This window comes from Rhodopirellula sp. J20-39 (genome assembly GCF_057365095.1).
The window spans coordinates 2017249-2041524 of the sequence record NZ_CP195123.1 but is presented as its reverse complement, the minus strand read 5'-3'; the positions used below and the strand labels follow the sequence as shown (position 1 = coordinate 2041524).

At 54.9% G+C, this 24276-nt stretch carries 14 protein-coding genes; 11 read left to right on the top strand and 3 right to left on the bottom strand.

The window, feature by feature from the left end; translation table 11 throughout:
* Positions 1 to 161 precede the first annotated feature (161 nt).
* Positions 162 to 284 (top strand): hypothetical protein, encoded by a 123-nt coding sequence (locus ACR3ZL_RS07355; protein ID WP_473648528.1) that lies wholly within the window; start codon positions 162 to 164, stop codon positions 282 to 284.
* Between the two features lie 323 nt (positions 285 to 607).
* Here ACR3ZL_RS07355 and ACR3ZL_RS07350 read toward each other — a convergent pair whose 3' ends face one another.
* The gene (locus ACR3ZL_RS07350) at positions 608 to 3898 is read right to left on the bottom strand and encodes a PAS domain S-box protein (RefSeq protein ID WP_473648529.1); all 3291 of its coding nucleotides are present in this window, start codon (positions 3896 to 3898) and stop codon (positions 608 to 610) included.
* A 526-nt stretch (positions 3899 to 4424) separates the two neighbouring features.
* Here ACR3ZL_RS07350 and ACR3ZL_RS07345 point away from each other — a divergent pair.
* From ACR3ZL_RS07345 to ACR3ZL_RS07305, 9 genes are all read left to right on the top strand, one after another.
* Complete coding sequence (locus tag ACR3ZL_RS07345; protein WP_486173331.1) at positions 4425 to 5351, top strand: dihydrodipicolinate synthase family protein; 927 nt, start codon at positions 4425 to 4427, stop codon at positions 5349 to 5351.
* Between the two features lie 407 nt (positions 5352 to 5758).
* Complete coding sequence (locus tag ACR3ZL_RS07340; protein ID WP_473648531.1) at positions 5759 to 7246, top strand: DUF1570 domain-containing protein; 1488 nt, start codon at positions 5759 to 5761, stop codon at positions 7244 to 7246.
* A 142-nt stretch (positions 7247 to 7388) separates the two neighbouring features.
* Positions 7389 to 8114, top strand: a complete 726-nt coding sequence (locus ACR3ZL_RS07335) for a DUF2306 domain-containing protein (protein ID WP_473648532.1) — start codon at positions 7389 to 7391, stop codon at positions 8112 to 8114.
* A 43-nt stretch (positions 8115 to 8157) separates the two neighbouring features.
* A complete protein-coding gene (locus tag ACR3ZL_RS07330; RefSeq protein WP_473648533.1) occupies positions 8158 to 8337 on the top strand; it encodes a hypothetical protein in 180 nt (59 codons plus the stop codon).
* A 94-nt stretch (positions 8338 to 8431) separates the two neighbouring features.
* On the top strand, positions 8432 to 9625 hold the full coding sequence (locus ACR3ZL_RS07325; protein ID WP_473648534.1) for a DUF1559 family PulG-like putative transporter: 1194 nt from the start codon (positions 8432 to 8434) through the stop codon (positions 9623 to 9625).
* A gap of 27 nt (positions 9626 to 9652) precedes the next feature.
* On the top strand, positions 9653 to 11263 hold the full coding sequence (locus ACR3ZL_RS07320) for an ADP-ribosylglycohydrolase family protein (RefSeq protein WP_473648535.1): 1611 nt from the start codon (positions 9653 to 9655) through the stop codon (positions 11261 to 11263).
* A gap of 460 nt (positions 11264 to 11723) precedes the next feature.
* The gene (locus ACR3ZL_RS07315) at positions 11724 to 16442 is read left to right on the top strand and encodes a DUF4332 domain-containing protein (RefSeq protein WP_473648536.1); all 4719 of its coding nucleotides are present in this window, start codon (positions 11724 to 11726) and stop codon (positions 16440 to 16442) included.
* Positions 16443 to 16772: 330 nt separating this feature from the next.
* Positions 16773 to 17768 (top strand): hypothetical protein, encoded by a 996-nt coding sequence (locus tag ACR3ZL_RS07310; protein WP_473648537.1) that lies wholly within the window; start codon positions 16773 to 16775, stop codon positions 17766 to 17768.
* A gap of 192 nt (positions 17769 to 17960) precedes the next feature.
* Positions 17961 to 19469 (top strand): porin, encoded by a 1509-nt coding sequence (locus ACR3ZL_RS07305; RefSeq protein ID WP_473648538.1) that lies wholly within the window; start codon positions 17961 to 17963, stop codon positions 19467 to 19469.
* A 47-nt stretch (positions 19470 to 19516) separates the two neighbouring features.
* Here the strand turns inward: ACR3ZL_RS07305 and ACR3ZL_RS07300 are convergent, their stop codons facing one another.
* Positions 19517 to 20710 (bottom strand): metallophosphoesterase, encoded by a 1194-nt coding sequence (locus ACR3ZL_RS07300; protein WP_473648539.1) that lies wholly within the window; start codon positions 20708 to 20710, stop codon positions 19517 to 19519.
* Positions 20707 to 22218: an AAA family ATPase gene (locus ACR3ZL_RS07295; protein WP_473648540.1), complete on the bottom strand. Its 1512-nt coding sequence runs from the start codon at positions 22216 to 22218 to the stop codon at positions 20707 to 20709. Before ACR3ZL_RS07295 ends, ACR3ZL_RS07300 begins: the two co-directional genes overlap by 4 nt.
* A gap of 282 nt (positions 22219 to 22500) precedes the next feature.
* On the opposite strand from ACR3ZL_RS07295, the gene ACR3ZL_RS07290 reads away from it, so the two are divergent.
* The gene (locus ACR3ZL_RS07290; protein ID WP_486173330.1) at positions 22501 to 24093 is read left to right on the top strand and encodes a DUF1598 domain-containing protein; all 1593 of its coding nucleotides are present in this window, start codon (positions 22501 to 22503) and stop codon (positions 24091 to 24093) included.
* The last annotated feature ends 183 nt before the right edge of the window (positions 24094 to 24276 follow it).

Sequence of the window (24276 nt, the reverse complement as noted above, 5' to 3'; positions counted from 1 at the left end):
AGCATCATTGGGGGTGCGGATAGAAAGCCCTCTGTACCAACGAAGTCCGGACCAACGAAGTCCGGACACCGAACATCGGAGTAAATGGTCGCTCGCGTATGGCTTGTCAAAAACAGGCAACAGAACGTTCTGTTGCGGACTTGGTTCAATGAGCAATCGTCATGCCACAAGGAAGCGATGCGACGCCATCCACGCCTTACCGCGTGAACCTGCTTGCTAACATTCAACGTATTTTTAACGCCTACCCGCGTTACCCACTGAAAATTCCGGTGAAAGCAGACTGACTTGCGGACACTGTTGAATGCGTAAAAAAAACGATAATTTCAAGCCAAACGCTACGCCCGATCCGCTTTTCGTCGCAATCGATGCTCATAGGCAATCCAGCCCCCGGACTAACCCATGATCAGTCCACAGCCAGCCGATTTGACGCAAATCGATCACACTGATCGGCGAGAGGCCAACCGCTTTGATGCTCGGTGACGATCGTGCTAATAAAACGCTATCGCTTCAGAGCGGCTTGACGTCCAATTTGCCAGACTACTTCCGATCGGAGCGGGCTACGCCCCAGGGTTACAATCCTAGACTCGACGCTCAAAGGGCGAGTTCTCTAGTGAGAACTGATGGCGCGTTGTTTAGCACGCTCAGCGATAATACTGTCGAAAACTTGTCGTAGCACCACGACGCTTGCGGGTTTAACCAGATGCTGATCGAAGCCGGCCTCACGAGCTTGCTGGATATCTTCAGGCTGCCCGTTGCCAGTCATCGCGATCATTTTCAGGTCACCTAGCTCAGGAAGCGACCGCAGCGTCTGTGCAACCTCGTAGCCCGATTTATCAGGCATACAGATATCGGAGAAAACAATATCCGGCTTCTGCTGGCGAACCAGTTCGATTCCGTCGTTTGCACTGTACGCAACATGCGCGGTATGTCCCAATGCCTCGATCAGCTTGACCAACAAGATTGCAACCGCAGGAAGGTCATCGATCACGACAACCCTTAAGGCCTCCTGTGAAGACGATGGTTCCTCGACGCCCGATTTCGGCTCATCGACCTCGACCAGGGGTAGCCGCACCACGAATCGACTGCCGGGTTCCTGTCGCGTTTGATCCAACTCGACGGTGCCCTGATGCATTTCAACTAATTGCTTGACAAGTGTCAGACCTATCCCGAGACCTCCCTGACTGCGAGTCACCGAGCTCTCAACCTGCGTAAACATTTCAAAAATGCCAGCGGCATCTTCTGATGAAATGCCGATTCCATTGTCTTGGATCGAAATTTCCACCGCATCATTGATGGCATCACAGGACAACTCAATCGTGCCGCCGGTCGGCGTGTACTTGCATGCGTTGTTCAGAATATTGGTAAAAACTTGGGCTAGTCGAACCCGATCGCCTACCACGGTCAACGAATGGGCCGTATCAATGCTGGACTTCAAAGTATGTTGCTGGTTCGTGCATGACGGGCGAACCGAAGTCAGCGCGGTATCGAGAACATCGCCAAGGGAAACCGGTTCGCGTTGCAACTTGATCTTCCCCCGGGTGATCCGAGAGATATCCATTAGATCGTCGATCAGCCGGATGAGTTGAGAAACCTGACCCTGAAGAATCTCGCTGATTTCCAGAATCTGCTTGGGATCATCGCTGCAGAATTTCAGCAACTCGGCGGCGTTTCCGATAGGGGCCAGCGGGTTTCTTAACTCGTGTGCTAGGACTGCAAGGAACTCATTTTTGCGAGCATCCATTTCGCTCAATTGGTCGGCTCGTTCTCGCAACTCCCGCTCGAGTTCTTTCTTGGCCGTGATGTCCACCATGATTCCGCGAAGATGGTTGGGTCTACCTGCTTCGTCTGAAACTACATACACGATGTCTCGCAGCCAAACCGAACGACCATCCCGTGTCACAGCACGGTATTCGAAATCGTGATCACGGCATTCCCTACACGCGCTGCGACACAGCGAGACGGAGGATTCGCGGTCATCGGGGTGGATGATGCTTGGCCAAAACGAACTGTCCGAAAGCCATTGATCGATGGGGTAACCAAGAATTTCTTGGGCACGTTCGCTGACGAATGTGAACTCCCAGGTGTTTGCGTCGGCTTCCCAGACAATCGCGTCTAACCCATCGACCAAGTTCCGGTACTTCTCCTTAGCAACTTCAGCATCCTTGCGAGCTTGAACCTCGCGTTTGATGAGGGCTTCGCGTTCCTCTTCGGCAAGCACCGATTCGGTAACGTCGCGAGAAATCGACAGCAACTGTTCTGGGCTTCCGTCTTCACCCGCGATTGGCGTGACGATGACATCCCACCACTTTCGAAGCTTCGATTGATAAGTCGAACAGACACCCCGAAACCGTCCCGCCCGACCAGCCCGTGCAGCAGCTACCGCGTCGGCGGCAGATTGCCGGTCGGCGCCCTGCCAAAAATCAATCCATTGTTTCCCAAGCACCATTTCGATGTCATCGATCTCTAACAATTTCCTTCCGCCAACGTTCATCGAAAGGAGATGCCCATCCAAGTCGAGAATCTTGATGCAGTCTTGGCTGCTGGCAAGGATCTGCTTTGCTTGTTCCTCACTTCGATATCGAGCGGCTTCAAGCTCTTTCAGCTCGGTCACATCGGTGAATGTGGTGATAGCCCTGGCCTGATTCCCGTCGCCCAAGTCAACGCGTTTGGAACTCACCAGCAATCTACGGATCGTGCCTTGTTCGGTTTCGAAAAGGATATCTTCGTTTGAGGTGGCTTCACCATGGAGGATGGTGCGTGCGAGCGGCCATTCATCGGACTCGTATTGTCGACCGTCTGAATGATATCCAATGAAGCTTGTCAGCACGTTGGGATCGATACTATCCGGAAGTTTCTTACCGACAATTTCAAGGGCACGCTCGTTGACGGACAACACTCGCCCGCTGGGCACTTCCGTGACAATGACGCCCGCTGGTAATTGATCAAGCAACGCTCTCGTCAACGAACTTTCTTCTCGCAACTGCTGAACGAGTTTTTCCCGCTGATGATCCGCTTGAACTTGCTCACTAATATCGTCAAAGATCAGAAGACTACGCCCCGTTTCGCCACCGTATTCCTGAAGCGGTGCGGCAGCAATTTTCACCGGCACATGCGATTGGTCGCGGTGCCGACGATAGGTGGAGATGCCCTGAAACGTCTTACCTTCAGCTAATTGTTCTTGCACCGAACGACATTCTTCTTCCATGTCTGGCGGAACGATTGGTAACGGTTTGCCGATCACTTCAGACGCTTCGTAGCCAAACATTTTTTCGGCTGCGTTGTTCCACAGATAGACCTGTGCTTGCTCGTCAATGACACTGATCGCCAGCGGTGATTGCTCGATGATCACCTTCAACATGTGGTGCTGTTCTCGCTCACGATTGGCAAGCGTCACCAACTCGATCTCGGATTCGACGGATGCAGCCAAATCATGCAGTATCTGAAGCTCCGTTTCAGTCCAGTCACGCGGTACACCGTCAAAAACGCAAAACGAACCGAGCACCGCTCCGGAGCGTGTACGTATCGGTATCCCCGCGTAAGCGCGGACCCCAAGTTCCTTCACCGCCGGATTGTCGCTGACACGATCGTCGGTGTGCGAGTCACTAACGATCAACGGAGCATCACACAGGACGGCCTGCCGGCAAAAGGAATAGCTAAGAGGCGATTCTCGCCGCGTTGCCCACGGTTCGGGCAGCCCTACACAGCTCTTGAAGAATTGGCGATGCTCATCAACCAGCGTCACTACCGACGCTGGGCATTTTAGCAGGGTGGTCGCAAGTCCGGTGAGTCGATCAAACGAGATGTCTGGTGCACTGTCAAGCAGCTTCGTGGCACGCAAGCTAGCCAGTCGCTGCGGATCGGTTATCGGATCGGAATGAATCTGTCGTGGTTGGTCCATAGCCCCGAATTCTATCCAAATGAGTGCACTTGAGGATCGGTTACGGTATCAACGAAACTGGATCCAGAGAAGCACTTAACAGACGGAAACCTTCGCCTGAAAAAACGCACTGCTCAAAAACCGAAGTCAATCACTACGTAATCCGAAGCGGAGCAAAGGGCATAGCGACACGGCCACGCAGCCAGTCTCAGAAATCGCACATCCGCTCTTGCCAAACCGGTCAAACATTGCCGACCGACCACTACTGAGTGACCACATTCTAGCTGACCGCGACCTCCGATCGCACATAATGTGCATCGGATATGCATCTGAAAACGATTGAGTGCTGGCAAGAAAACCTGCCTCGGATGTCGGAAACCGAGTTCTGACACTGTCGTCTATTGCCTAAACTGATGCCGACCGTGGTGATTACTTGAAACGGCAAGGCATCGACACTGGAAATCGAGCCGGCAAATGCCCCCGGATAAACCCGCACGCAATGCCCACAACAGGGCCACTGAATGAACCTACCGACAGCCAAGCTCCAATGAAAACGATGACGCCGAACTCAACTCAATTGTTGCGTGGAATCGTTCCACCGTTAATTACACCACTGGCTGATCGCGATGAACTGGACCGCGAAGGATTGCCCCGCCTGATCAATCATGTCTTGGACGGTGGCGTCTCAGGACTTTTCATTTTGGGAACGACCGGCGAAGCACCGAGCCTTAGCTATCGCCTGCGTCGCGAGATGATCCAGGAATCGATCGGAATTGTTAACGGACGCGTCCCCGTACTGGTCGGAATCACCGACACCGCGTTCACAGAGTCAGTCAAACTCGCTCAACACGCAGCGGATTGTGGTGCAGATACTCTGGTGCTTACCACGCCGTACTATTTTCCTGCCGGACAAACTGAACTGATTTCGTACGTGCGGAATTTGGTGGCTGAAGTTACGCTGCCAGTGATGCTGTACAACATGCCGCAACTGACAAAGGTCTGGTACGAGATTTCGTCGCTGCGAAAACTATCTGATATCGAAGGGATCGCCGGAGTCAAAGACAGCAGCGGCGACATGGAATATTTTTCTCAGCTCTGCAGCCTCAAGTCGGATCGCCCCGACTGGTCAATCCTAGTGGGCCCGGAAGCGAAACTTGCCGAAGCACATCACCTTGGTGGCGACGGCGGCGTTAATGGTGGTGCCAACATCGCACCGCAACTTTTTGTCGAATGCCACCGAGCACTTTGCGAGGACGATGAAGTCCGAGTGAATGCAGCACAATCAAAGATCTTGAAGTTTCAAGAGATCTACGAGATTGGCAAGTATGCATCGCGACATATCAAGGCAACCAAATCAGCCGCGTCGCTATTGGGGATCTGCAACGACCTTCCTGCCTATCCATTCAACCCCTTCTTGGCACCCGAGCGTGAGCGTGTAGCACAGGTCTTACGCGACATTGGCCTGCTAGGTTGAACCCGTCCCCTGAAGATTCCCTCTACCCGTAGCAACCTCGTCTAGCAGGCGTTGTCAGGGTATTGAAACTGCGGACTGAGGGCCTCAGTCCGCTACAAGATCGGTATGGTTCGCTCGGAAAACCCTCTGCCCTTTCCCCATCTGGGTGAACCCTCGTCTTCGCCGGAAAAGTAGAGCCTGGGGGCGCAAGACGGCCACGCAACTACACCTTATTCTCAATACCCCACCTATCGGGGAAACGAATTTGGTCCTTTGGTGTACTTTTGCCCCCCAAAGAGGTTGAACCCGAGTCACACACTACCCATAATTGCACTCACGATGCCTCAAACATCAGATTACGGGAACACCCACATCCACTAAGGCATTGAGAACAACGACCGCGCGACTTCGCATAGGAACTCCAAGATATGGCTCGGGTATCCTCTTTCCTTCTTTTCGCGACTGCCGCCGTCGCTTCGTTCGCTGCGTTGATCCAGCCTGCAATGGCGGACTACACTCTGTACAAACTGCCAGGAACCGAGCTTCAACTGCTGTTGGAAGGCTCCCTGACTCACCATGCAGGGGGCACCGCCACGCATCGCCATCCGCGTGGATCACTGCACTTCAATTCTCGTGACATTAAAGTCATTGAGAGCCCATCGGCGAAAACGATTTACTCGCGCCGGCTTCGCGACGTCCGAATCTCGAAAGATGTCGATGAAGTTCTCGAGTTGTCGCAGTGGTGTCTTAAGAACGGGATGCTCGAGGAATGCAAGTCGTTGCTTAGCACAGCATGGAAGATCGATTCATCGCATAAGCACCTTCGTAAATTGGCCGGATTGATGCGCTACATCAATTCGTCCGTTCCGACTGATTCTCAGGTCGAAGCACACGCTCGCGAATTCGTCGGCGGTCGAAGCATGGAGGTAACACGGTCGAAGCACTTCCTGTTACTGCACGATAAAGAGCAGGAAAAGGATACGGTGACTCGGAAAACGCGAGCCGAGATGCGACTCGATTTGTTAGAGACGGTTTATGAGTCCTACTTCCTTACCTTCGCGTTCCGGGGCGTTTTCTTGCGACCGCCCCAAAAGAGACTGGAAGTGGTTCTCTTCAGCAATCACGGCGACTTCCTGCAAATGGAGCGTCGGCTCGGTAACAGCCTGAAGCAAACCGCTGGCTTCTATCTCCCCAAAGAGAACATTTCGATGTTCTATGACTCGGGGACCTCTGAGCATTTCAAGACACTGATGGAACTCGACCGACAACTTGTGCAGGCCCGCGAGACAGCCAAACGAACTCGGATGGCGGGAGCCGGTGACTTGATCCGGTTTGCCAAAACCATCGAAATGCTTATCGACATCACCCGCGAAAGCGAAGACGTGTCAACGGTATCACACGAGGCCATTCATCACCTGACCGCCAACACAGGCGTCTTCCCACGCGACGGTGCTTTCGTACGCTGGGTTCACGAAGGCATGGCGTCGTATTTTGAATCAGCGAAGCTTGCCAAATGGAGCGGAGTGGGTGCGGTCGACCAAAGTCGCATCGACTATTACCGAGTCTTGGAGGGCGATCCGGTTCGGGGCAGCCTGGAGTTTATCGTTTCGGATTTTGGGTTCGTGTTGGAAGCGGCGTTGGGCGACCAACAACCGGCGTATGGCCAAGCATGGGCGTTAACACACTTCCTATTCGACCAGCGATTTGATTCGTTGATGCTGTTCTACAAAAAGCTCGGAAAGCTTGAAAAACAGGAAGGCGATTTGACTGTGGAAGCCTGGAAAGCTCGCGGTGACGAATTGATTGAACTGTTTGACGAATGTTTCGGCGACCGAACGACACTCGAACTCGAATGGCGACGTTACATGCGTGGATTGAGAACCGACGTCGAGCGTCTTGCGATCGAACTGCGATAACCGCAGCCAACGTGCTGACGTCAACTCGCTAGAATGGGGATTGCACACCGCGATGCGTGAACAACGCTTGGCTCGCCGCTGATCCAACGGCGAGTGCGATGCGGGGCCAGATTGAATCCAAACGCAATAAAGCCTATCCGCAATGCCCACTCCCGCCGCGGCATCCACAATCGCGAGTGACACAATCACCAGTGATGCAATCGCCGGTGACGCAATTGACGATCGCAAAAGTCGCCGACGTGATGGGATGTACCGCTTGCTGTTTTGGGCGATCGTGATTGTGTTCGCGAAAGTATTTCTTTCGATCCTTTGGGAATACCGACGGTACTTTCCGGCTGACTTTGAATCCAATTTCCTTAGCGGCCGCAGGCATTCTTTTTCAGGCAGCTACCGCCAAGCGTTTTACGTTCACATTCTGTCGAGTCCGGTCGCCTTAATCCTGGCAACGTTTCTGATCGCTAGCGGACCTCGTGCAAAGCTTCGCAAGCTTCATCGCTGGACGGGTCGACTGCAATTCTTCTTGATCTTGTTGGTCGTATTTCCTAGCGGGATGGTGATGGCGAAAGACGCGTACGGGGGCCCCATTTCAGGATCAGGATTTGCGTTGCTGAACATTGCCACGGTCGTGTGTCTGGGCATGGCCGTTTGGCGAGCAAGAACGGGAAACCTGATTGCCCATCGCCGCTGGGCAATACGATGCTTTGTGCTGCTCGCTTCACCGCTGCTACTGCGTCTACTCGCCGGTGCGGCCATTGTGACCGAACTGGAATCGGAGCTTTCCTATCGATTGAATTCCTGGGTTAGCTGGTTAATCCCACTATTGATCTACGAAACTTGCTTCGCGCAACCCGAACGGCGACAATCATAAATGGAAACGACGCGGTCCGTTCCTGCACACATAGGTAGCTTCGATGAAACGATTACGAATCTTATGGAGCGGAGCAGCGTTTTGTTTGGCTGTTGTTTTTGCAGGCTGCAACGGTGAGCCTCTGTTAAGGGTACCGGGATCAGATGCAGAATTCTCGACGCCAGCCGACTATGAAAATTACGACCAAGAGATGCGTGAGTTATCCGCCGGCCAACCGGAATGAGCGTCCGTTTGAATCGTCAGCGAGCCAGCTTAAATGATTCGTTTTTGTTAAATGAGATTTGACGATCATCTTTTCGATTCAACCGAGAAATACGATGAGCAACAAGACATCGCGGGTCGCATTCACGCTACTCGAGCTACTCATTGTGATCGCCATCATCGGAGTCTTAGTCGGCTTGCTATTGCCGGCGACTCGGGGAGCCAAGGAGGCGGCACGTCGCATGAGTTGTTCGAACAACTTCAAACAGATCGGACTGGGACTGCACAATTACCATTCCGCATACAAGCAGTTGCCGATGCAGATGGGCGGCACCCACGATCCGAACTCGGATTGGGGTGGGACGTCGGTACCGGGTAACAACCGGTTTCGCTTGAGCTTCCTGGTCGGCGTGATGCCGTTTGTGGAACAACAGGCGATCTGGGAACATATTTCCACAGGACAGGCCAACTCTAAAGATCCAATGCCATTCGCACCGATGGGGCCGGCACCATGGACACGGCAGTTCGATCCTTGGCAAACCGAATTGCCGGTCTTTCGCTGTCCATCCGATCCCGGCATTGGTTTGCCTGCCCATGGACGGACGAACTATGTCGCGTGCTTGGGCGATGCAACCCACTGGCTGAACACCGGGGCAACTCGGTGGGACGATGAATCTTCAGCTTGGTTAGACGATCGGTCGGCGCAGGTGAAAGCTTCTGGGCGTGGAATCTTTGTGCCTCGATCGGTGATGCATTTCCGGGACGTACTCGACGGGCTGTCCAATACGATTATGGCTGGTGAAATTTGCACAGACTTAGGCGACCGCGATAAACGCACCAGTGCTTCACTGCTAAACGCGTGGTCAACAATCCACGAGCAGCCTAAGCTTTGTCGAGATCAAATATCGACCGAGCGTCCGATGTTTTGGATCCCGGCGAAGCAGGTAGGTGCCCCATCGGGGATTGGTAGCAGCAATCAACGTCGCGGTTTCCGGTGGGCAGACGGAGCGGCGTTGTACACAGGGATGAATACGATCTTGCCGCCCAACGCAGAAGCCTGTCTTGCCGGCGGCGATTCTGGGACCGGGTATCTGCCGCCTTCCAGTCGCCATCAAGGAGGCGTGCACGTCTTAATGGGCGACGGTGCCGTGAAGTTTATTACGGAATCAATCGATACGGGCAACCTCAATTCCGGTACCGTGCTCGCCACAGGAACAGGACCTCGTGCACCTCAATCGTCCAGCCCTTATGGCTTATGGGGAGCCTTCGGAACTCGCGCGAACGACGAAACGATTGACGAAGAACTCTGACGCATAACACCAAGATCCATCTTCTCAATGAGCCGCTGCTCTGAGCCAACCGAAGCACGCGAATCGCTACGCCGTTTGAGTGATCTGGCGTCAAACAAGTTGAAAGACGCGGTGTTTACCCTATCCCTGGACCTCGGTAGGATGCCTTCACGCAGCCCAGGACTTCGATTGCGTGCTCGACTCGGATGTTCACGTGCTCCTGACGGCCTACCTATGGCAACGTACCTGCTTGATTTCGACGGCGTCTTCTTCCGCTATGGAACGATGGAACCAATCGAAGGTGCGATCGATTACGTCAACGGGCTGAAGTCACAGGGGCATAACGTCATCTTCCTGACGGCCCGCCGGCGTTCGCAAAACGAACCGGCAAATCTGACCGTTGAAAAGACGGAACAAGCACTGGCCAGTCTGGGTGTTTCTTTCGACGCCATTTTGGACGGAGTCTCAAGCCCTCGCGTGCTAGTTAACGACGAAGGCGCCTTTGCGATCAACCATCCCCTGAACAGCCCACTCCATCAAATCATGCATGACTCGACGCGACAGCCCAAGCGTTCCGACTTGGTCGAGAGAGTTTACCGCGGGTTAGCCGCTGTATCGTGGGTGGCTTGGAAATATGCGGATAGCAATGATGCGGATGACTATGTTCAAACGCTTTTGATTGCCAAGTCGCTTACAACGTGCGGCGGGTTTGACCATGCTGATCTTGTTGCCCGATATCGCACGCGACCGGGTTATCACTTCCACGGCGAAGAACTGCCTGCCGGCGGCAATCACCCCGCTTACCAAGGTCAGGTATCCAAGTTAATCAAAAGCAACGACCCTCTGTACGAGGCGACTGACGGTGTTGCGGACGGCGCGGCGATGAAGGTAACGGCTGCTGCCGCGTATTACCTGAATGATTTTCAAGGACTCGTCGAAAACGTTGATCGCGTTGCCCGGGTCACTCACGCAAGTATCGAGGCGAGATTATCCGCCGTGTTGGTCGCACTGCGTTTGCGTCAGGTTTTTCTATCCGCTGACCCTGACAACATGAATCGTCTGGTCGAGGAATTAGGCGTCGCGACGAAACTATTGCGGTTTGGCGACCGCGCCGATTTCTTCCTTAAACGAGTCGCACAAGCTCGAGATATCGCCACCCAACACGCTGAGCCCGTCAACTTGCTTTACCAGCTTTGCCGCGACATCGGCATGGATCACTTGGCGTGGAGCACTCCGATCGCCGCGTGCTTCTGGAGCTACCACAGCGATACAGATTTCGCCAAATGGTTCTCGCATCAGCACGAAAAGAAGATGTATCTGCCACGTCGCTATGGAATTTTCCGTCGCGTTGTGCACGGTCGCACGCTCACGAGAAGCGTCCATCAGGAAGATGTGCGGCACCTTCGCGCGATCGGGCAATACGACGACTTTGTGAAAACCCATGGCTATCATTGGCAAAAGTCAGTCGACATCGATACGTTTCTTTCGATCGCGATCAGCATCATTGCCGTCCGTCACGGGCTGGATTCGGTGGAAACCGAAGTGGCGCAGGCGATCGAAATGTTCGGCGATGACCTCGCCACGCTCGCTGGCGAATTGGTGCAATTGCCTGAGCAACTAGCTTCATGCTCGAAGAGACAAGTCGCTAGCGTCTGCTAATTCCCAAGTCCCCGTCGGGAATACTGAATAGGTTTGTTGCATTGAAGTCGCACCACTGTGCGCTCCGTCCTGTAAGCATCCACTGCCAATCACCTCCCTGGATTCTTTTGCAGGCAGAATGCTCGACAGCTCATTGAACGGCTCCTTCGCCCGGAATTTTTCGCAAGCACGCTTCCTAGTCCTGCAAAACTGCGTAGACCTCCTAAACCAGCTATCGATTTTTGAGTGAATTTTTGCTCACTAGGCGAGTTTCACGATTTCGGTCTTTCGACAAAATTGGCATTTCGATTAAAGTCCGACTTCCCGGACCGCGGTGAAGGGTCCCGCTTTGGACAGGATCGTCCAATTCCTTCGCTAGATATCGGTCGACCCACGTTCGTTTTGGCTTCCCCGCCATAGCGAACGAAACCTCCGGTCAATGAACCATTGGCCACGAAAGAGCACAAGGAAGGAGCCTTCGATGTTGTTAGATCGTATCGAAATCGATAATCACGGACCGCTCAGTCGGGTCGAAATCGGCCCGCTTTCACATCATCTGAATGTGGTATTGGGCCCCGCCGGCTCAGGAAAAACGGCGATCTGCCGATTCATTCGCGATTCCTTGATCGACCGCGAATACCCCCGCGGCATGCTCAGTAGCTCATCCGGACGAATTGTCTGGGTCAATTCCAATGGCTGGATCCACTGCCGCCGCGAACAAGATGGTTCGCCCGGTGGACGCCGCACCGTCGAGTTCGAAGCTCGCAGCGAAACGGCCGGTCTTTGGGACGGCTATGCCGACGGTTGGTTTGATCCTGCTGAAACGGCCGCCAATACCGCCGCCAGCGTTCGTTCATCGCTAGCATCCCGCACACTTCAAGGTGTTCGTATCCCCGAATCGATCGTCGATGGCGTGATGATCGACACCACCGCCAGCAGCGTATCTCGCGTGGTCGCTTCATGCGTCTCCGCCGGACTGGACCGCGAAGATCTGGCCCGTCTGCCTTTCGAAAATGAAACCGCCGGTTTCTCGCTCGACGAATCCCTACCCTCGGACCGCGAAGACAACCGTCGCCGTCGCGACTGGCGTGGCGAACTGGCGGATGTCGAAGCCGAACTTGCCAAGTTAGAAAACCTTCCGCCTGTCCCACCGGCAGTCGACACTCGCAGCCTGGAACACGAACGCGCCGCGTTGATCAGCAATCGCGGATCACTTCTCGCCCGCCGCGAAGAACTACGCCGCGTTTCGGCAGCAACCTATCGCACCGACTTGTACCGTACTGAACAGCCGGCCGTTAGCCGCTATGCATACGACGCCGCTTACCATGGCGTCGACGATGCACGACTTCGCCAACTGCACGACCGTGCCGATTCGCTTCGTACCCGTGCCGCATCGCTGCAGCGTTGGATTGCCGAGCTGGATGCTCAATCCACTCGCCAAGACGCTCGCCGCTACGAAACCGCATTGCCATACTCAGCCGGTGCCACACCGTATCACCTGCCACCAGCTTGGCAGACCGCATCGGTCGATTCGCTTAATGGACAAATTGCTCGGGCTGACCGCGAGATCGTTTCCTTACGACGCGTCTTGGCTGACGTGCGTAGCATCCGCGAACTACTGACTTCGTCGCATCGCTACAACGCGGCATCGCCTTACGCTAATTTTCGTGACGATCAATGGCTCGATAGCGACTGGATGCAAGGCCGTCGCTACGATCACTTCGTTCGCGCCATGGACCACTATCGCAGTGATCGCCCCTGGGCCGACTTCTACACCAACGCATACCAACCACTGCACCCGGTAGATGACTTGGCCGTGCGAATCGATGCCACGCAGCGTCATCTGGATTGGTTGCTATCACGTTTCGATGTATCGGGGACCGTCACCGGCGAATGGCCAACGGACACCTGGATCGCTCGCGACGAACGTGTTTCAGTGATGCACGAATCGCTTCGCCGTGTACGCGATCAAATTCGTCATCGCGATTATTTGACGACCACGCATATGGATCGCATTTCGCAAGAGCTGACCGCGACGTTGGACCAGCTTCTCGCTTCGCGAACCCGTATCGTTGAAACATTGGCGCACACCCACGCCGACTGGGGCCGTCGCGTGGCACCCACCACCGGATACCATCCGGATTGGTTGGCTGAACGCCGGGCCGCTTCGGAAGAACTCGCCGGGATCGAAAACGAACTTCGTCGCGTACTGGACGAATCCGCTCACCTGCGTCGCAGCTATCGCTCGCTACCCATTGTCGACCCGATCTACTCCGTTGGCCTGGATCGCTACGAAACCGATTCCAACATCGCCAGCTCGCTGTTGGCAATCGATCGTGAACTTGCCGCATGCGATGCTCGGATCCGTGCACTCGACGCTGAAATCGCAGCGTGCCGCTCGACTCGATCGGCAACGTCCCACGAATACACCTCGCTTCACCACAGCCACACTGCTCGTTTGCGTCAACGTCGCGACGAACTGATCGCTCGCCTGGAACGAGATCGCCCCGTCGCTCGCCGCGAATCCTCATTGTCGGAACTGGCTAGCCGGTGGATGGTTCGTTTGTCAGGCGGACGCCATCGGGTGATTCGCTGGACGACCACCCCCGTCGTTACGGACGCCTACACACATCTCGCAACCAGCCCCAACGCGGCCGACTACGCTGGCATCCACGAAAAAGGACGCCACGCGGTCGATCGCCGCATCCATGTCACGATCGACGAAGTTGACGAACAAACCATCCCCGCGACCACGCGAGCGTTGGCTTGCTTGGCCGTTCGCATGGCCGCCGGTGAATTACTGGGCCGGATGGGCCGCGCCATTCCGTTGGTGATGGAAACTCATCGTGAAATGTTCGCTGCTTATCAAACCAGCACTGATCACAATCAATACACTAGCGTCGACTCGTATCGGCACTGGACCCGTGAGGGAGTCACCAGTGACGCGATCGCGTCGGCGCTTTCGGACTACGCGGCCGCCGGTCGCCAACTGTTGGTGATGACCGATCATTCGCCGTTGGCACACGGGTTGAAGCGATCCGGTGCCCGTTCGTTCGAACTGCACACCAGCCGCATCGTGCACCCCAGCCGTCCGCTATGGCGAGGTGGCCGTCGTCACGACCGCTATGTCGGTCCACATGGAATCAACGCCGATGGTCTGCCCATCGCGGATTCAATCGACCCGATCAATCATGAGTTTGATAGTCGCGTGAACCGTGCCTTCGACCACGCTTGGATCGAAACGGCTGGACTGCGGGAAGACCACGCTCCCCATCGCTATCCAGCTCACGCAAGCTTCGGCGATCATCCAACTCACTCGAACGAGCGACACTACGCGGCGGATACTCATCCGGCCGTCGCGACCGATCATCCGGCAGCCGGCGCGACGTACCGCGACGGATACTACTACGCCAGCCAGAGCTCGACACAGCCATTCGACACCCAACCACGCGACCTCACCGATCGTGACCGTTTAAGTCGTGATGTCGTCGTTGATCAGCGTGACGGGTCGCAACACGGCATGGTATCCGACAGCTTGATCGCACGACATTCCAACTCGGCCGCCACCGACTTGGCTGATGTGCCGTTCTTCCTGACGGTGGATAGCCCCATCGACACAGCACCGTCGATCGACGCCGTCGCTGCTCAACGTTTGCGACGAATTGGCATTTCGCACATCACGCACTTGATGAACCAAGACAGCAACCGCCTGGCCGACACACTCGGACTGGCGGGCGTCGATGCCAAAACAGTTCGTCGCTGGCAAGCTGAATGCCGGCTGATGTGCCGCGTGCCTCAACTGCGTGGCTTCGATGCTCGCGTTTTGGTCGGATGTGGCATCAATGACCCTGCACAACTGGCTGGCATCCATCCAACCGACTTGCTCGAAAGAGTCAAAACGTTCCTTGCGACCGAACGCGGACAGCGAATTCTGTTGTCCGGTACCAGCTACGAGCTGTCACGAATCACGAGCTGGATTGCCTCGGCAAACCACAGCGTCCACACCGTCAAGCGAACGCGAACCGTCGACGGACGCCCCGTTGCGACTCGCGTATTTCGAGAAGATCGCGACCGAGATGAAGTCTATCTGACTGATGACGATTTCGATCAAGAACGTTATGAAGTCGAAGTCGAACGACGTGCTGACCGAATCGTTGACGAATTGGATGAACTGACTCGCGATTACGACAGCAGCCAACGCACCGCTCGGGGCGACAGCCGAATCAACGGCCGGGCCAGCCACGACGAAGGCAAGGCTCGTCGCAGCGATTCAACTCGCCGCAGTGTGTCTGGGTTAAGATCCTCGCTGTCATCGGATTCACGAACCCGCCGCTCGAACCGATCAAGCGATTCAGATCGCTCTAACGACTCGAGCCGACGCAGCTCGTCGAGCCGCTCCAACGGCACGAGCCGCGCCAACACCAATGGCAGCTCAAATCGTTCCGGCGAATCAACACGATCCGCTCGCAGCGAACGATCATCCGGAAACCGTAGCTCATCACGCAGCAACCGTTCGGCCGATTACGACCGCCAATCACGTCGCAGCGATTCGGATCGCGATACCATTCGCTACGAAAGCTCACGCGAAGGTTCATCCAACGGCCATGCAAATGGCAACGGATATGGAACCGGCCAACGCAGCGAACGCGACTATGATCGCGATCGATCGAACCGGGAACACGAGCGATCGTCCCGTTCGTCGGATTCTCATTCAGCAACTCAGTCGTCCTCGCGGAGTGCTGCATCAACAAGTGAAACCGAATTGCGTTTCTATCTGGAACGCTCCAGCGATGTTGTTGACGCACCATCGATCGGACCTCGCATGGCCGAGCGATTGAACAAGATTGGGATCTACACAGTCGACGATCTTTTGCAAACCGATGCCGAAACCATCGCTGAACAATTGAACCATCGCCGCATCGATGCCGAGATCATTTTGCAATGGCAACAACAAGCCACCTTGGTTTGCCGAGTACCGATGATTCGCGGCCATGACGCTCAATTCATGGTTGCCGTTGAAGTGACGACTCCCGAGGAATTGGCAGTGTCTGACCCCGTCAGTTTGTTCGCCAAGGTTGATGAAGTCGCCAATTCGGCCGAAGGCAAGCGAATCACTCGGGGCGGAAAATTGCCCGATTTGGAAGAAGTCACCGAATGGATCGGCTACGCCGGCCAACATCGACCTCTGAAAGCCGCGTAACAAAACGCTTCAAGTACAACTCACAGGCACGCTCCTTTGTGCCGTCCGCCAGCCGTTTTCTGTCACCGACGGAACCGGCAACAAGCGGACGGCACGACGGAGTGTGCCTGTCGCGTTATCCACGTCTGGTTTTGCGAAGCGTGGTGAGATTTTCGAATGCCGGCTGTGGTCGATCGAGGCGACGAAGGACCTCCGTGGTGAAACGCCCCCAGCAGCTTAACCCGCCAACCCGCTTGCCCCGGCATTTCGTATCGGGGGGCGTCGATGGCATCGCGTCGATCCGGTATCTTTGGGGATTGACCCGATTACCTTCCCGCTTCGAGATTGTTGATGGCAATTATTCGCACCTTCCAGAACTCGGACCTGCCGGGCGTATTCGAAGTGTGGATGCGACACTGGCAAGCCGCCAAACAAACGCCGCCTGTCAGCGTTTCGATACTGGAACGAGCGATCATGTCGCGGCAATTTTTTGACCCGCAATCTCTGATGGTGGGCTTAGCCGACGACCAAGTCATCGCCTGGGGCCAATGGTTCATCGACACTGAAATCATCGATGATGAAGAGGTCCGCGTCGCCACCATCGCTGGACTTTGCTTTGCGGATGATCCGGGGTTAGCGATTTGTGACCAATTGCTGCAGGCGATTGAGGAAAAATTGCGAGCCGACGGCGTCCAACTTATTCGCGTGGGCTCGGTTCGCGATGACAAAAATGGCTACGCCGGATTAGCTCCGATTGGCTATGGAATCGGTGTGCCCGTTGCCGACGCGCGGACGGGTTCCCTGTTGTCGCGAAACGGCTATCACGTGGATCGCAGTATCGAGCGTTTGGTGGCACACACATCGACTTATCGTCCACCGGTGAATCGAGCATTCCTGCAATTCCGCCGATCTACTCGTTTGGACCACTTGCCGGTTCTTCCGCAAAAGACGCGAACGATCGCGGCCATGAGTCACTTCGACATCGAAAGACATATCCTGACCGATCACCGCCAGCAAGAACCGCTGGCCGTTTGCGGCTTGTGGATGGGCGACCCCGAAGTGCAAGTCATGGAAAGCTCGCGAGCCATATTGGCCCTGCGGCTCATTCCTGTGAACGACTTCTACGGAGAACCCATACGCAGCGATGCAGCGACCGAAGATGCTTCCGAATTGTCCGACGAAAAGCAGTACCTGATCGCATCGCTAATCCAGTCGCTTTCCAATCGACAAATCCTGACGGTTGAAACTGCGGTCGATCAAAGCGAAAGCAAACTGATCGAGCAACTCAAGCAACTTAAGTTCGAGTGTGTCGAGCATGGACGCCAATGGGTCAAAGACTGCGGATAAGAAGCCCGCGACCCTGGAAACGAAAACGTTCTGTTTCGCGTTTGGATTCGTTGGCCGGCACAGATCCATCGCAACGACGGCTTGTTCGCCATAGTCCACCTATTCCGCAAATCTTTCGCGATTCATGCGATCGCACCTTCCTGATTAGCCGATTACCGGGATAACGCATCCTTGTATCGGTAAGTCATCTCGATGAGCACCCGCTCGCACCCATCATCTGTTTGCCATTTTGCAATCGTCGCTTTGGTCGTCATGTCGGCGGGAAACACCACTAAAGTAGATGCGGACGAGCGCAACCTGCCGATTGAACCGGCCCCAACCTTCTCGCTGGCATCCACTCTTCCGACGACATCGTCCGATGAAGAACTCGATCTTGGTCTCGACGACGCCGTCGCTCGGATCAACGAACTGGAAGCGATCGTGGCCAGCATGCAGTCGCAACCCGCATGGTTGCCGACACAAACATCGCCACCACAAGTGGAACCGCCGTGTCAGTTGGTGCCTCAACTGGAAGCTCCTTCGCACTACGGCATCTACGATTCTGGTTGGACTTGGCGACCGCATGACAAAGAAGAGACGCCGTTCGAATTGACGATTGGGCTGCACAACCAATTTCGCTACACAGGTTTCAGCCGCGATGAAGCCACCTCGATTGATGCCGCCGGGAACGTGCGTGAGATCAACAATCGGAACGACTTCAACATCAATCGCGGACGCCTGGTGTTTTCAGGATATGCCTTCGACGAAGACCTGCGTTTCTATTCAAACATCGACTACAGCACGGTCACATCAAACCCCATCCAACTGTTGTTGGGATGGATTTCATTTCGGGTGTCGGACCACCTTTCGATCTATATGGGGCTGGGCAAGTTGCCTGGCACCTGGGAGTGGACCGAAACGTCTCGCTACACACTCGGCGCCGATCGAACCATGGCGACGACCTACTTTCGCCCGTCGATTACCGCCGGCATGTGGGCAACCGGCCAATTGACCGACGACATCTATTATCACGCGTTAGTAGGCAACGGTTACAACACACTGTCGCTACAGGCTTCGGAACTCGACACGCAGTTGGCCTATTCCGCCCTTTCTTGGTGGGAGCCTTTGGAAGATTTTGGACGTGGCTTTTCGGACATTGAAGACCATCCATCACTCGCCTTGCGATTCGGTCACGGGTTGACCCAAACCAGAAACGAGAGCAGCAGCAATGCTGAATCTGGTGCGGAGCAAACGGTCATCCGTCTAAGCGATGGCACACGTTTAGTTGAACCCGATGCACTTTCACCGGGAGTCACTGTTAATGCTTTCGACATCTGGTTGTACTCTGCTCACCTGGGAATTAAACGCCGCGGGCTCAGCTTCAGCAGTGAAGTGTTCTTACGGTGGCTTCGAAATATCGAAGGAAACACTGGTACCGATTTGCCCTCGCAATTCGACCATGGCTTCTTCGTCCAAGGTGGAATGTTTGTCATTCCACAAAAGTTGGAAGTCTTTGCAAGAGGTTCTCAGGTCGTGGGCGACTTTGGTACCGGCGATGAAGTGTCCGCTGGATTCAATTGGCACCTATTCAACAAACGATCCGCAAGATTTACCTTCGACGTCACCTCGATTGATGATTCACCAGCACAGCAATCAAGAACCGGCTATGTCGCTGGCGAAAGCGGCACACTGTTCCGTTCCCAATTGTGGACGTTCTTCTAAACGACGCATACGAGCAAGCGGGAACAGAGACATCACTCGGGTTCGCCTTAAGTACTCGTGACTTCCTCAGCGAGACGTCGGATTTCGGCCGCGACGGCCTCATCAAACTGATCCAGGTTTTGATCGAGGTAGTCGATAAGCCCAGCACCCGTATCGGTCCTACGCCGGGTCAACTCTCGCAGATCGGCAACGAAGCCCGACTCGAATTCTTCTTGCTCTTCATTTTCACCATGAATTTCATCGTGGAACACGTCATCAAACGGCTCATGGGGAACTCGCACCCAGCAAACCTTCCAACCGTTTCCTCCTTGAGACACCACCTCGATAGACTCAATCGATTCGTCAGCGACGACCTCATCGGCAACCGCAACGGAACGTTTCGAAGGAATCACGCAAACGACCGCCGGCACGTGCGAACGTGACGCATCGCTTCTTGCCCGACGCGTGATATTCCCTGCTGTGACCCAGACGGTGGACTTGCCAGCATCCGTTTTGACAACGTGATCCAGACGGCGGTGTATATGACCGTTGACGATAAGATCAACACCAGAGATCACCGTCGGCTTAATCCGCCCAGACTCTTCGTAGCCCGGTATCAAAATGTCGTGATGAGTGATCCAGGCCACCAAATCCGATGACGCTGAATCGTCGTCATTCGGCGAATAGGACTTCGGCAGTCGATCTCCCCAAACCGTTCCTCCAACGGTTACGCGTCGACCATCCACCGTTCCTAGCCAAGGATGCTCTTGAGTGATCAGTCGCAAGTGTCCCGCAGCAAACAAAATGCTGATCGAATCATTCGGCTTACGTGTGTTCTCGCGAACATCGTGATTGCCATAGATCGCCGGCAACGCTTTTCCGTAGCAGCGTGAAATGGTTTCGATGATCTCCGCGATCATCCAGTTCGGGTTGTCTTGCGGCAAATGAAACAAGTCGCCCAGAAGGATTGGCTGCAATCGCTTTTGACGAGCATATTCTAAGCACCAAGCGAACTTTCGCAGTGCCACCTGAGGATAGTCATCGCAACGAAACCCCGGCACGCGTGCCTCCAGGTGTGGGTCGCCGATGAACATCAACCCATCGCAATCCACTCGTTCGTGTTCCAACGACGCGGTCAACTTGGCGGTCTCCTGGTCGAGCGAACTGGCGACTTCTTCGTTTAGTTCCGTTTTGTCAAAAAGAATGTCGCTGACTTTAGGAATGTGGGGACTGGCATTTTTGTTTGATGAACAGCCTTTCATGACTGGGCTCCCGTTCCAATTTCGCCATGCGAATGGTCGTGCATATCCGGGAGCGTCGACATTAAGGTTTCGGCGTTGATGTTGCCGCCGCAAGCTCGGCACTTCGGGTTCTGTTCGACGAACCCTCTAATTTCCTGCTCCAGTTTTAGCACGCTTTCTCGAGACTGCGCCGCAATCTCCCGAGCCTGATCAACGGCCTTCAACATCGGCTGAAGCCGAGTGATCGCCTTTTGAATCGGCGACTTATCACCCGTATCACCAATAGGCCGCATGGCACTGAAGACCCGATAAAGGTTCCGCAAGCGTTGGGTCTGGCCCTGCTTGGCCCGCAATAAGTTGACGGTCTGCTGCAAGCGTTCGGTGGATGTTTGACTAGGTGGGCGTGTCAAATTTCGCAATTGCCCCACGACCTGATGAACGCTCTGCCGAATCAGCGTCTGCTTACTCAAGCGATCAACCGCTTGCTGACATGCCTGCGTTGGCAACATCACGGGTGGTGCCAACAGCGAACTGCACGCCGACTGTATAAGTCGTGACAAACGCTGCCGCTCTCGAGTTTGTCGAAGTCGCTCGATCGAGACTTTCAGCTCCGTTGTCGGCTTTGGCTCCAAAGGTGCTTGCAGACTTGCCAAGACGCGACAAACCGCCTGGCTAAAGTCTCGTGTCGTGCGAGCGGTGGTCGTCGACTTCAACAGGCTGCCCAAACGCTCCGCTTTGGTAGAAGCAGATTGCAGAGTTCCAGGGGTCACCGAACTCGCTTCAAGCCGTCCCAGAATTTGAATGTGTCGACGAAGGGTTGCTGTTCGATCGTGGTTGACCCGAAGTTGTTTCTGCAATTCACGCGAGCGAGCGATCCGCTTCTCGTTTTCCGAAATCAGCTTCTGCAGCTTACCCGCTTCCTCGATCTGCAGGGCAAGCTGGTCCACGGTCTGATAGTTAAGTAACCGCTCGGTGGTCTTTTCTAGCTCGCCGTTCAACCGTTTTGCTTCCGATTTGGATTCTCGGACTCGCGTTCGGTGGTTCCCTTGCATTTCGATTAACCGAGATGCATCGGACGACGACGCAAAGAATGCTGCGGCGCGGCTACCAGTTTCGTCCAACAAGAAGACCGGCGTCTTCTGTTGGCCAAAATGGATGTCGTACTCATTCTTGCTTGCACCGACTTCTGCACTGACTCGGTCTAACTTCAAGACGTTATGCAATCCCGGCGGTACCTTTTGGCCAATGCGATGGATGTCCTCTCCATCGATGTTGTACTTCACCGTTGATTTCTTACGTTCCCAAATGACGGTGTGGTCGTCATCGGTTTCAACGGTAATCCGGCACATTTTTGAACCATGCCGCATCACATGCGTGGTGTTTCCGTTGGTCGCAATCGTCTGCAGTGCTGCCACCAACGCGGATTTGCCACAATTGTTAGGCCCCGTCAAAACAGTCAAACCATCAGCCAACTCGATTTCCGTTTTGGCATGAGACATGAAGTTTTCGAGCGTGATTTTTCGAATCATCGGTGGGCTCTTGGGGGGCGAAGCTTCAAAACGACAATATGACACCTCGTCGGCGTGGGGCAAACCACGGCAAGTCTTATCAACAACCCATCTTGGGAATGTCAGCGGTCCCCAATCAGCTGATTACGAGGGTTTCCCTAGCGGAAATCAGGTTCATTTCGCCATTTGATCAAACGGGACGTGTTAGACTGACCGGTCTTATCGCGAACTGCTGATACCTTCACGCTCGAGTTTGCTCTTCTCTTTTCGAGGCTGACGATGAAACGGCACGGACTCTTTCGCATGCGAACAAACGTGAGCCTCGTAATCGCGGGCCATCTATTGGTAGGCCTTTTGATTGCGTTGACGATCCCATCGATCGCATTCGCCCAGACCCCCGAGTCCGCTCCTTTCAGTGTCCAGGGCGAAGGAAGCAGCGCCGGCAATGCGGGTGCTGGCGGAGGATCGATGGCAGATTTCGATTCGTTGATGACTCTCATTCAGCAAACCGTCGAGCCGGACACCTGGGAAGCACTCGGCGGTGTCGGCACGATGGCCCCATATCCTCAAGGCGTGCTGGTCGACGCAAACGGATTACTGCGCGAGATGAACTCCGGAGATCAGACGATTAGCGATGATGATCATGCTGGCGCGATCGCGAAAATGCTTTCTTCGGAAGCCAACATCGCTGTCCCCGATCTGAACACCCCAGCCGATCTGGATTGGCGATCCCCGGCTCCAATCCGCTGCGTTTCGATTCGGCGGATGATGCAAGCCTATGCTGCCGTGACCTTAGCGGGCCAACCGCTAAACCAGGACGAAGCATTGATGGCGATGGCTGGACTTTCCAAAGTTGCGGTGGTCGTTGTCACGCCAGATGATTTGATCTTGGCCGGTTCGGTGGGCGGCTTCGAAGATGTAGACGGTTGGTTGGTGGATGCCAACAATGGCTTACCAACGATGCGACTATCGGGACTGGCGATTGGTTTAACCGCGGCGCGATCCAACACAGCGTACGGTTGCACCATCGACCCGACCACGGAAGGCTTGCAAGCCGCTGCCGCACTGGGACAACGAATCGTTTCGGGCGAGGTCGCGATGGTGACCGCTGCCGACGAGTTGGCAGCAGCACTCGGCCGACAAGACATTCGTGTGTTTGGAACTTCCGCCGAACACGAAGTCGCTTACCTGATGGTGGAAGCGGATCGGCATATGAAGCGACTCGCTTTGGGTGACGAACCGATGCCTACCGGTGTTCGCAACTACCTTCAATCAATCGCCGCAACCGGTGATGGGACGCCACCGACTGACCTGTTGCTGCGATTGTGGTTTACCTCTCACGCATTGCACATGCGATCGGCGGAAGCGGAAAGCAGCCAAGTCATTCAGCTAGCGGGAACACCGTTGCAACTAAGCGGACAAAATGAACTTGCGTTAAAAAGTGGCGAGCGAGGGAATGTTGTGATCGATCCCGCAACATTGGCTTTCGTTGAACATTTCAACCAGAACTGGGAGGGCATTCGTCGTGCCTACCCGATTTACGGAGCGTTGGAATCGCTTTATACGTCCACCGCACTCGCTGAACTATGGACGCGTCGATCGCCTAGCAACGACCATGCATTGCTACAGCGAGCGGTCATGTACTTCGCGGCTGAACAGGCGAATCAATTGATCGCTCCAAAGCAAGTCGATTCGATTGCGGTGTTTCATCGCTACAAGCGAGGCCGTAAGCGGCATCAAGTTTTGCTCGCTAGCGGTGGAGTTAAGATCGAACCGGCAAAGATGATTCCCCGGTCAAGCCCCAATTATCCTGGGCTGAAATCGTTAGCGGAGGTTGCGCAACAACGCCCGGACGATCGATGGTGGTGGAACGCTCGAGGGGTTGGAATTGAGTAGCATTGGTTTTGGCCAGCCATTCCGATTCACTTACGACCCACGATGACGCTAACCGATTGACCGCAACTGCCGGCACGCGCCGTTCATCTTGAGCAATCAGCCTTTATCGGATTCTTGGTATCATGCGGTAACGGTTGCTCCATTGTTCGCGCAACTGAATCATTTCGGTACCCGAACAGGAAG

Excerpts from the sequence above, each read along its gene's own strand:
- ACR3ZL_RS07355 (WP_473648528.1), top strand. The coding sequence starts at position 162 with ATGCCACAAGGAAGCGATGCGACGCCATCCACGCCTTACCGCGTGAAC.
- ACR3ZL_RS07350 (WP_473648529.1), bottom strand. The coding sequence starts at position 3,898 with ATGGACCAACCACGACAGATTCATTCCGATCCGATAACCGATCCGCAG.
- ACR3ZL_RS07345 (WP_486173331.1), top strand. The coding sequence starts at position 4,425 with ATGAAAACGATGACGCCGAACTCAACTCAATTGTTGCGTGGAATCGTT.
- ACR3ZL_RS07340 (WP_473648531.1), top strand. The coding sequence starts at position 5,759 with ATGGCTCGGGTATCCTCTTTCCTTCTTTTCGCGACTGCCGCCGTCGCT.
- ACR3ZL_RS07335 (WP_473648532.1), top strand. The coding sequence starts at position 7,389 with ATGCCCACTCCCGCCGCGGCATCCACAATCGCGAGTGACACAATCACC.
- ACR3ZL_RS07330 (WP_473648533.1), top strand. The coding sequence starts at position 8,158 with ATGAAACGATTACGAATCTTATGGAGCGGAGCAGCGTTTTGTTTGGCT.
- ACR3ZL_RS07325 (WP_473648534.1), top strand. The coding sequence starts at position 8,432 with ATGAGCAACAAGACATCGCGGGTCGCATTCACGCTACTCGAGCTACTC.
- ACR3ZL_RS07320 (WP_473648535.1), top strand. The coding sequence starts at position 9,653 with ATGAGCCGCTGCTCTGAGCCAACCGAAGCACGCGAATCGCTACGCCGT.
- ACR3ZL_RS07315 (WP_473648536.1), top strand. The coding sequence starts at position 11,724 with ATGTTGTTAGATCGTATCGAAATCGATAATCACGGACCGCTCAGTCGG.
- ACR3ZL_RS07310 (WP_473648537.1), top strand. The coding sequence starts at position 16,773 with ATGGCAATTATTCGCACCTTCCAGAACTCGGACCTGCCGGGCGTATTC.
- ACR3ZL_RS07305 (WP_473648538.1), top strand. The coding sequence starts at position 17,961 with ATGAGCACCCGCTCGCACCCATCATCTGTTTGCCATTTTGCAATCGTC.
- ACR3ZL_RS07300 (WP_473648539.1), bottom strand. The coding sequence starts at position 20,710 with ATGAAAGGCTGTTCATCAAACAAAAATGCCAGTCCCCACATTCCTAAA.
- ACR3ZL_RS07295 (WP_473648540.1), bottom strand. The coding sequence starts at position 22,218 with ATGATTCGAAAAATCACGCTCGAAAACTTCATGTCTCATGCCAAAACG.
- ACR3ZL_RS07290 (WP_486173330.1), top strand. The coding sequence starts at position 22,501 with ATGCGAACAAACGTGAGCCTCGTAATCGCGGGCCATCTATTGGTAGGC.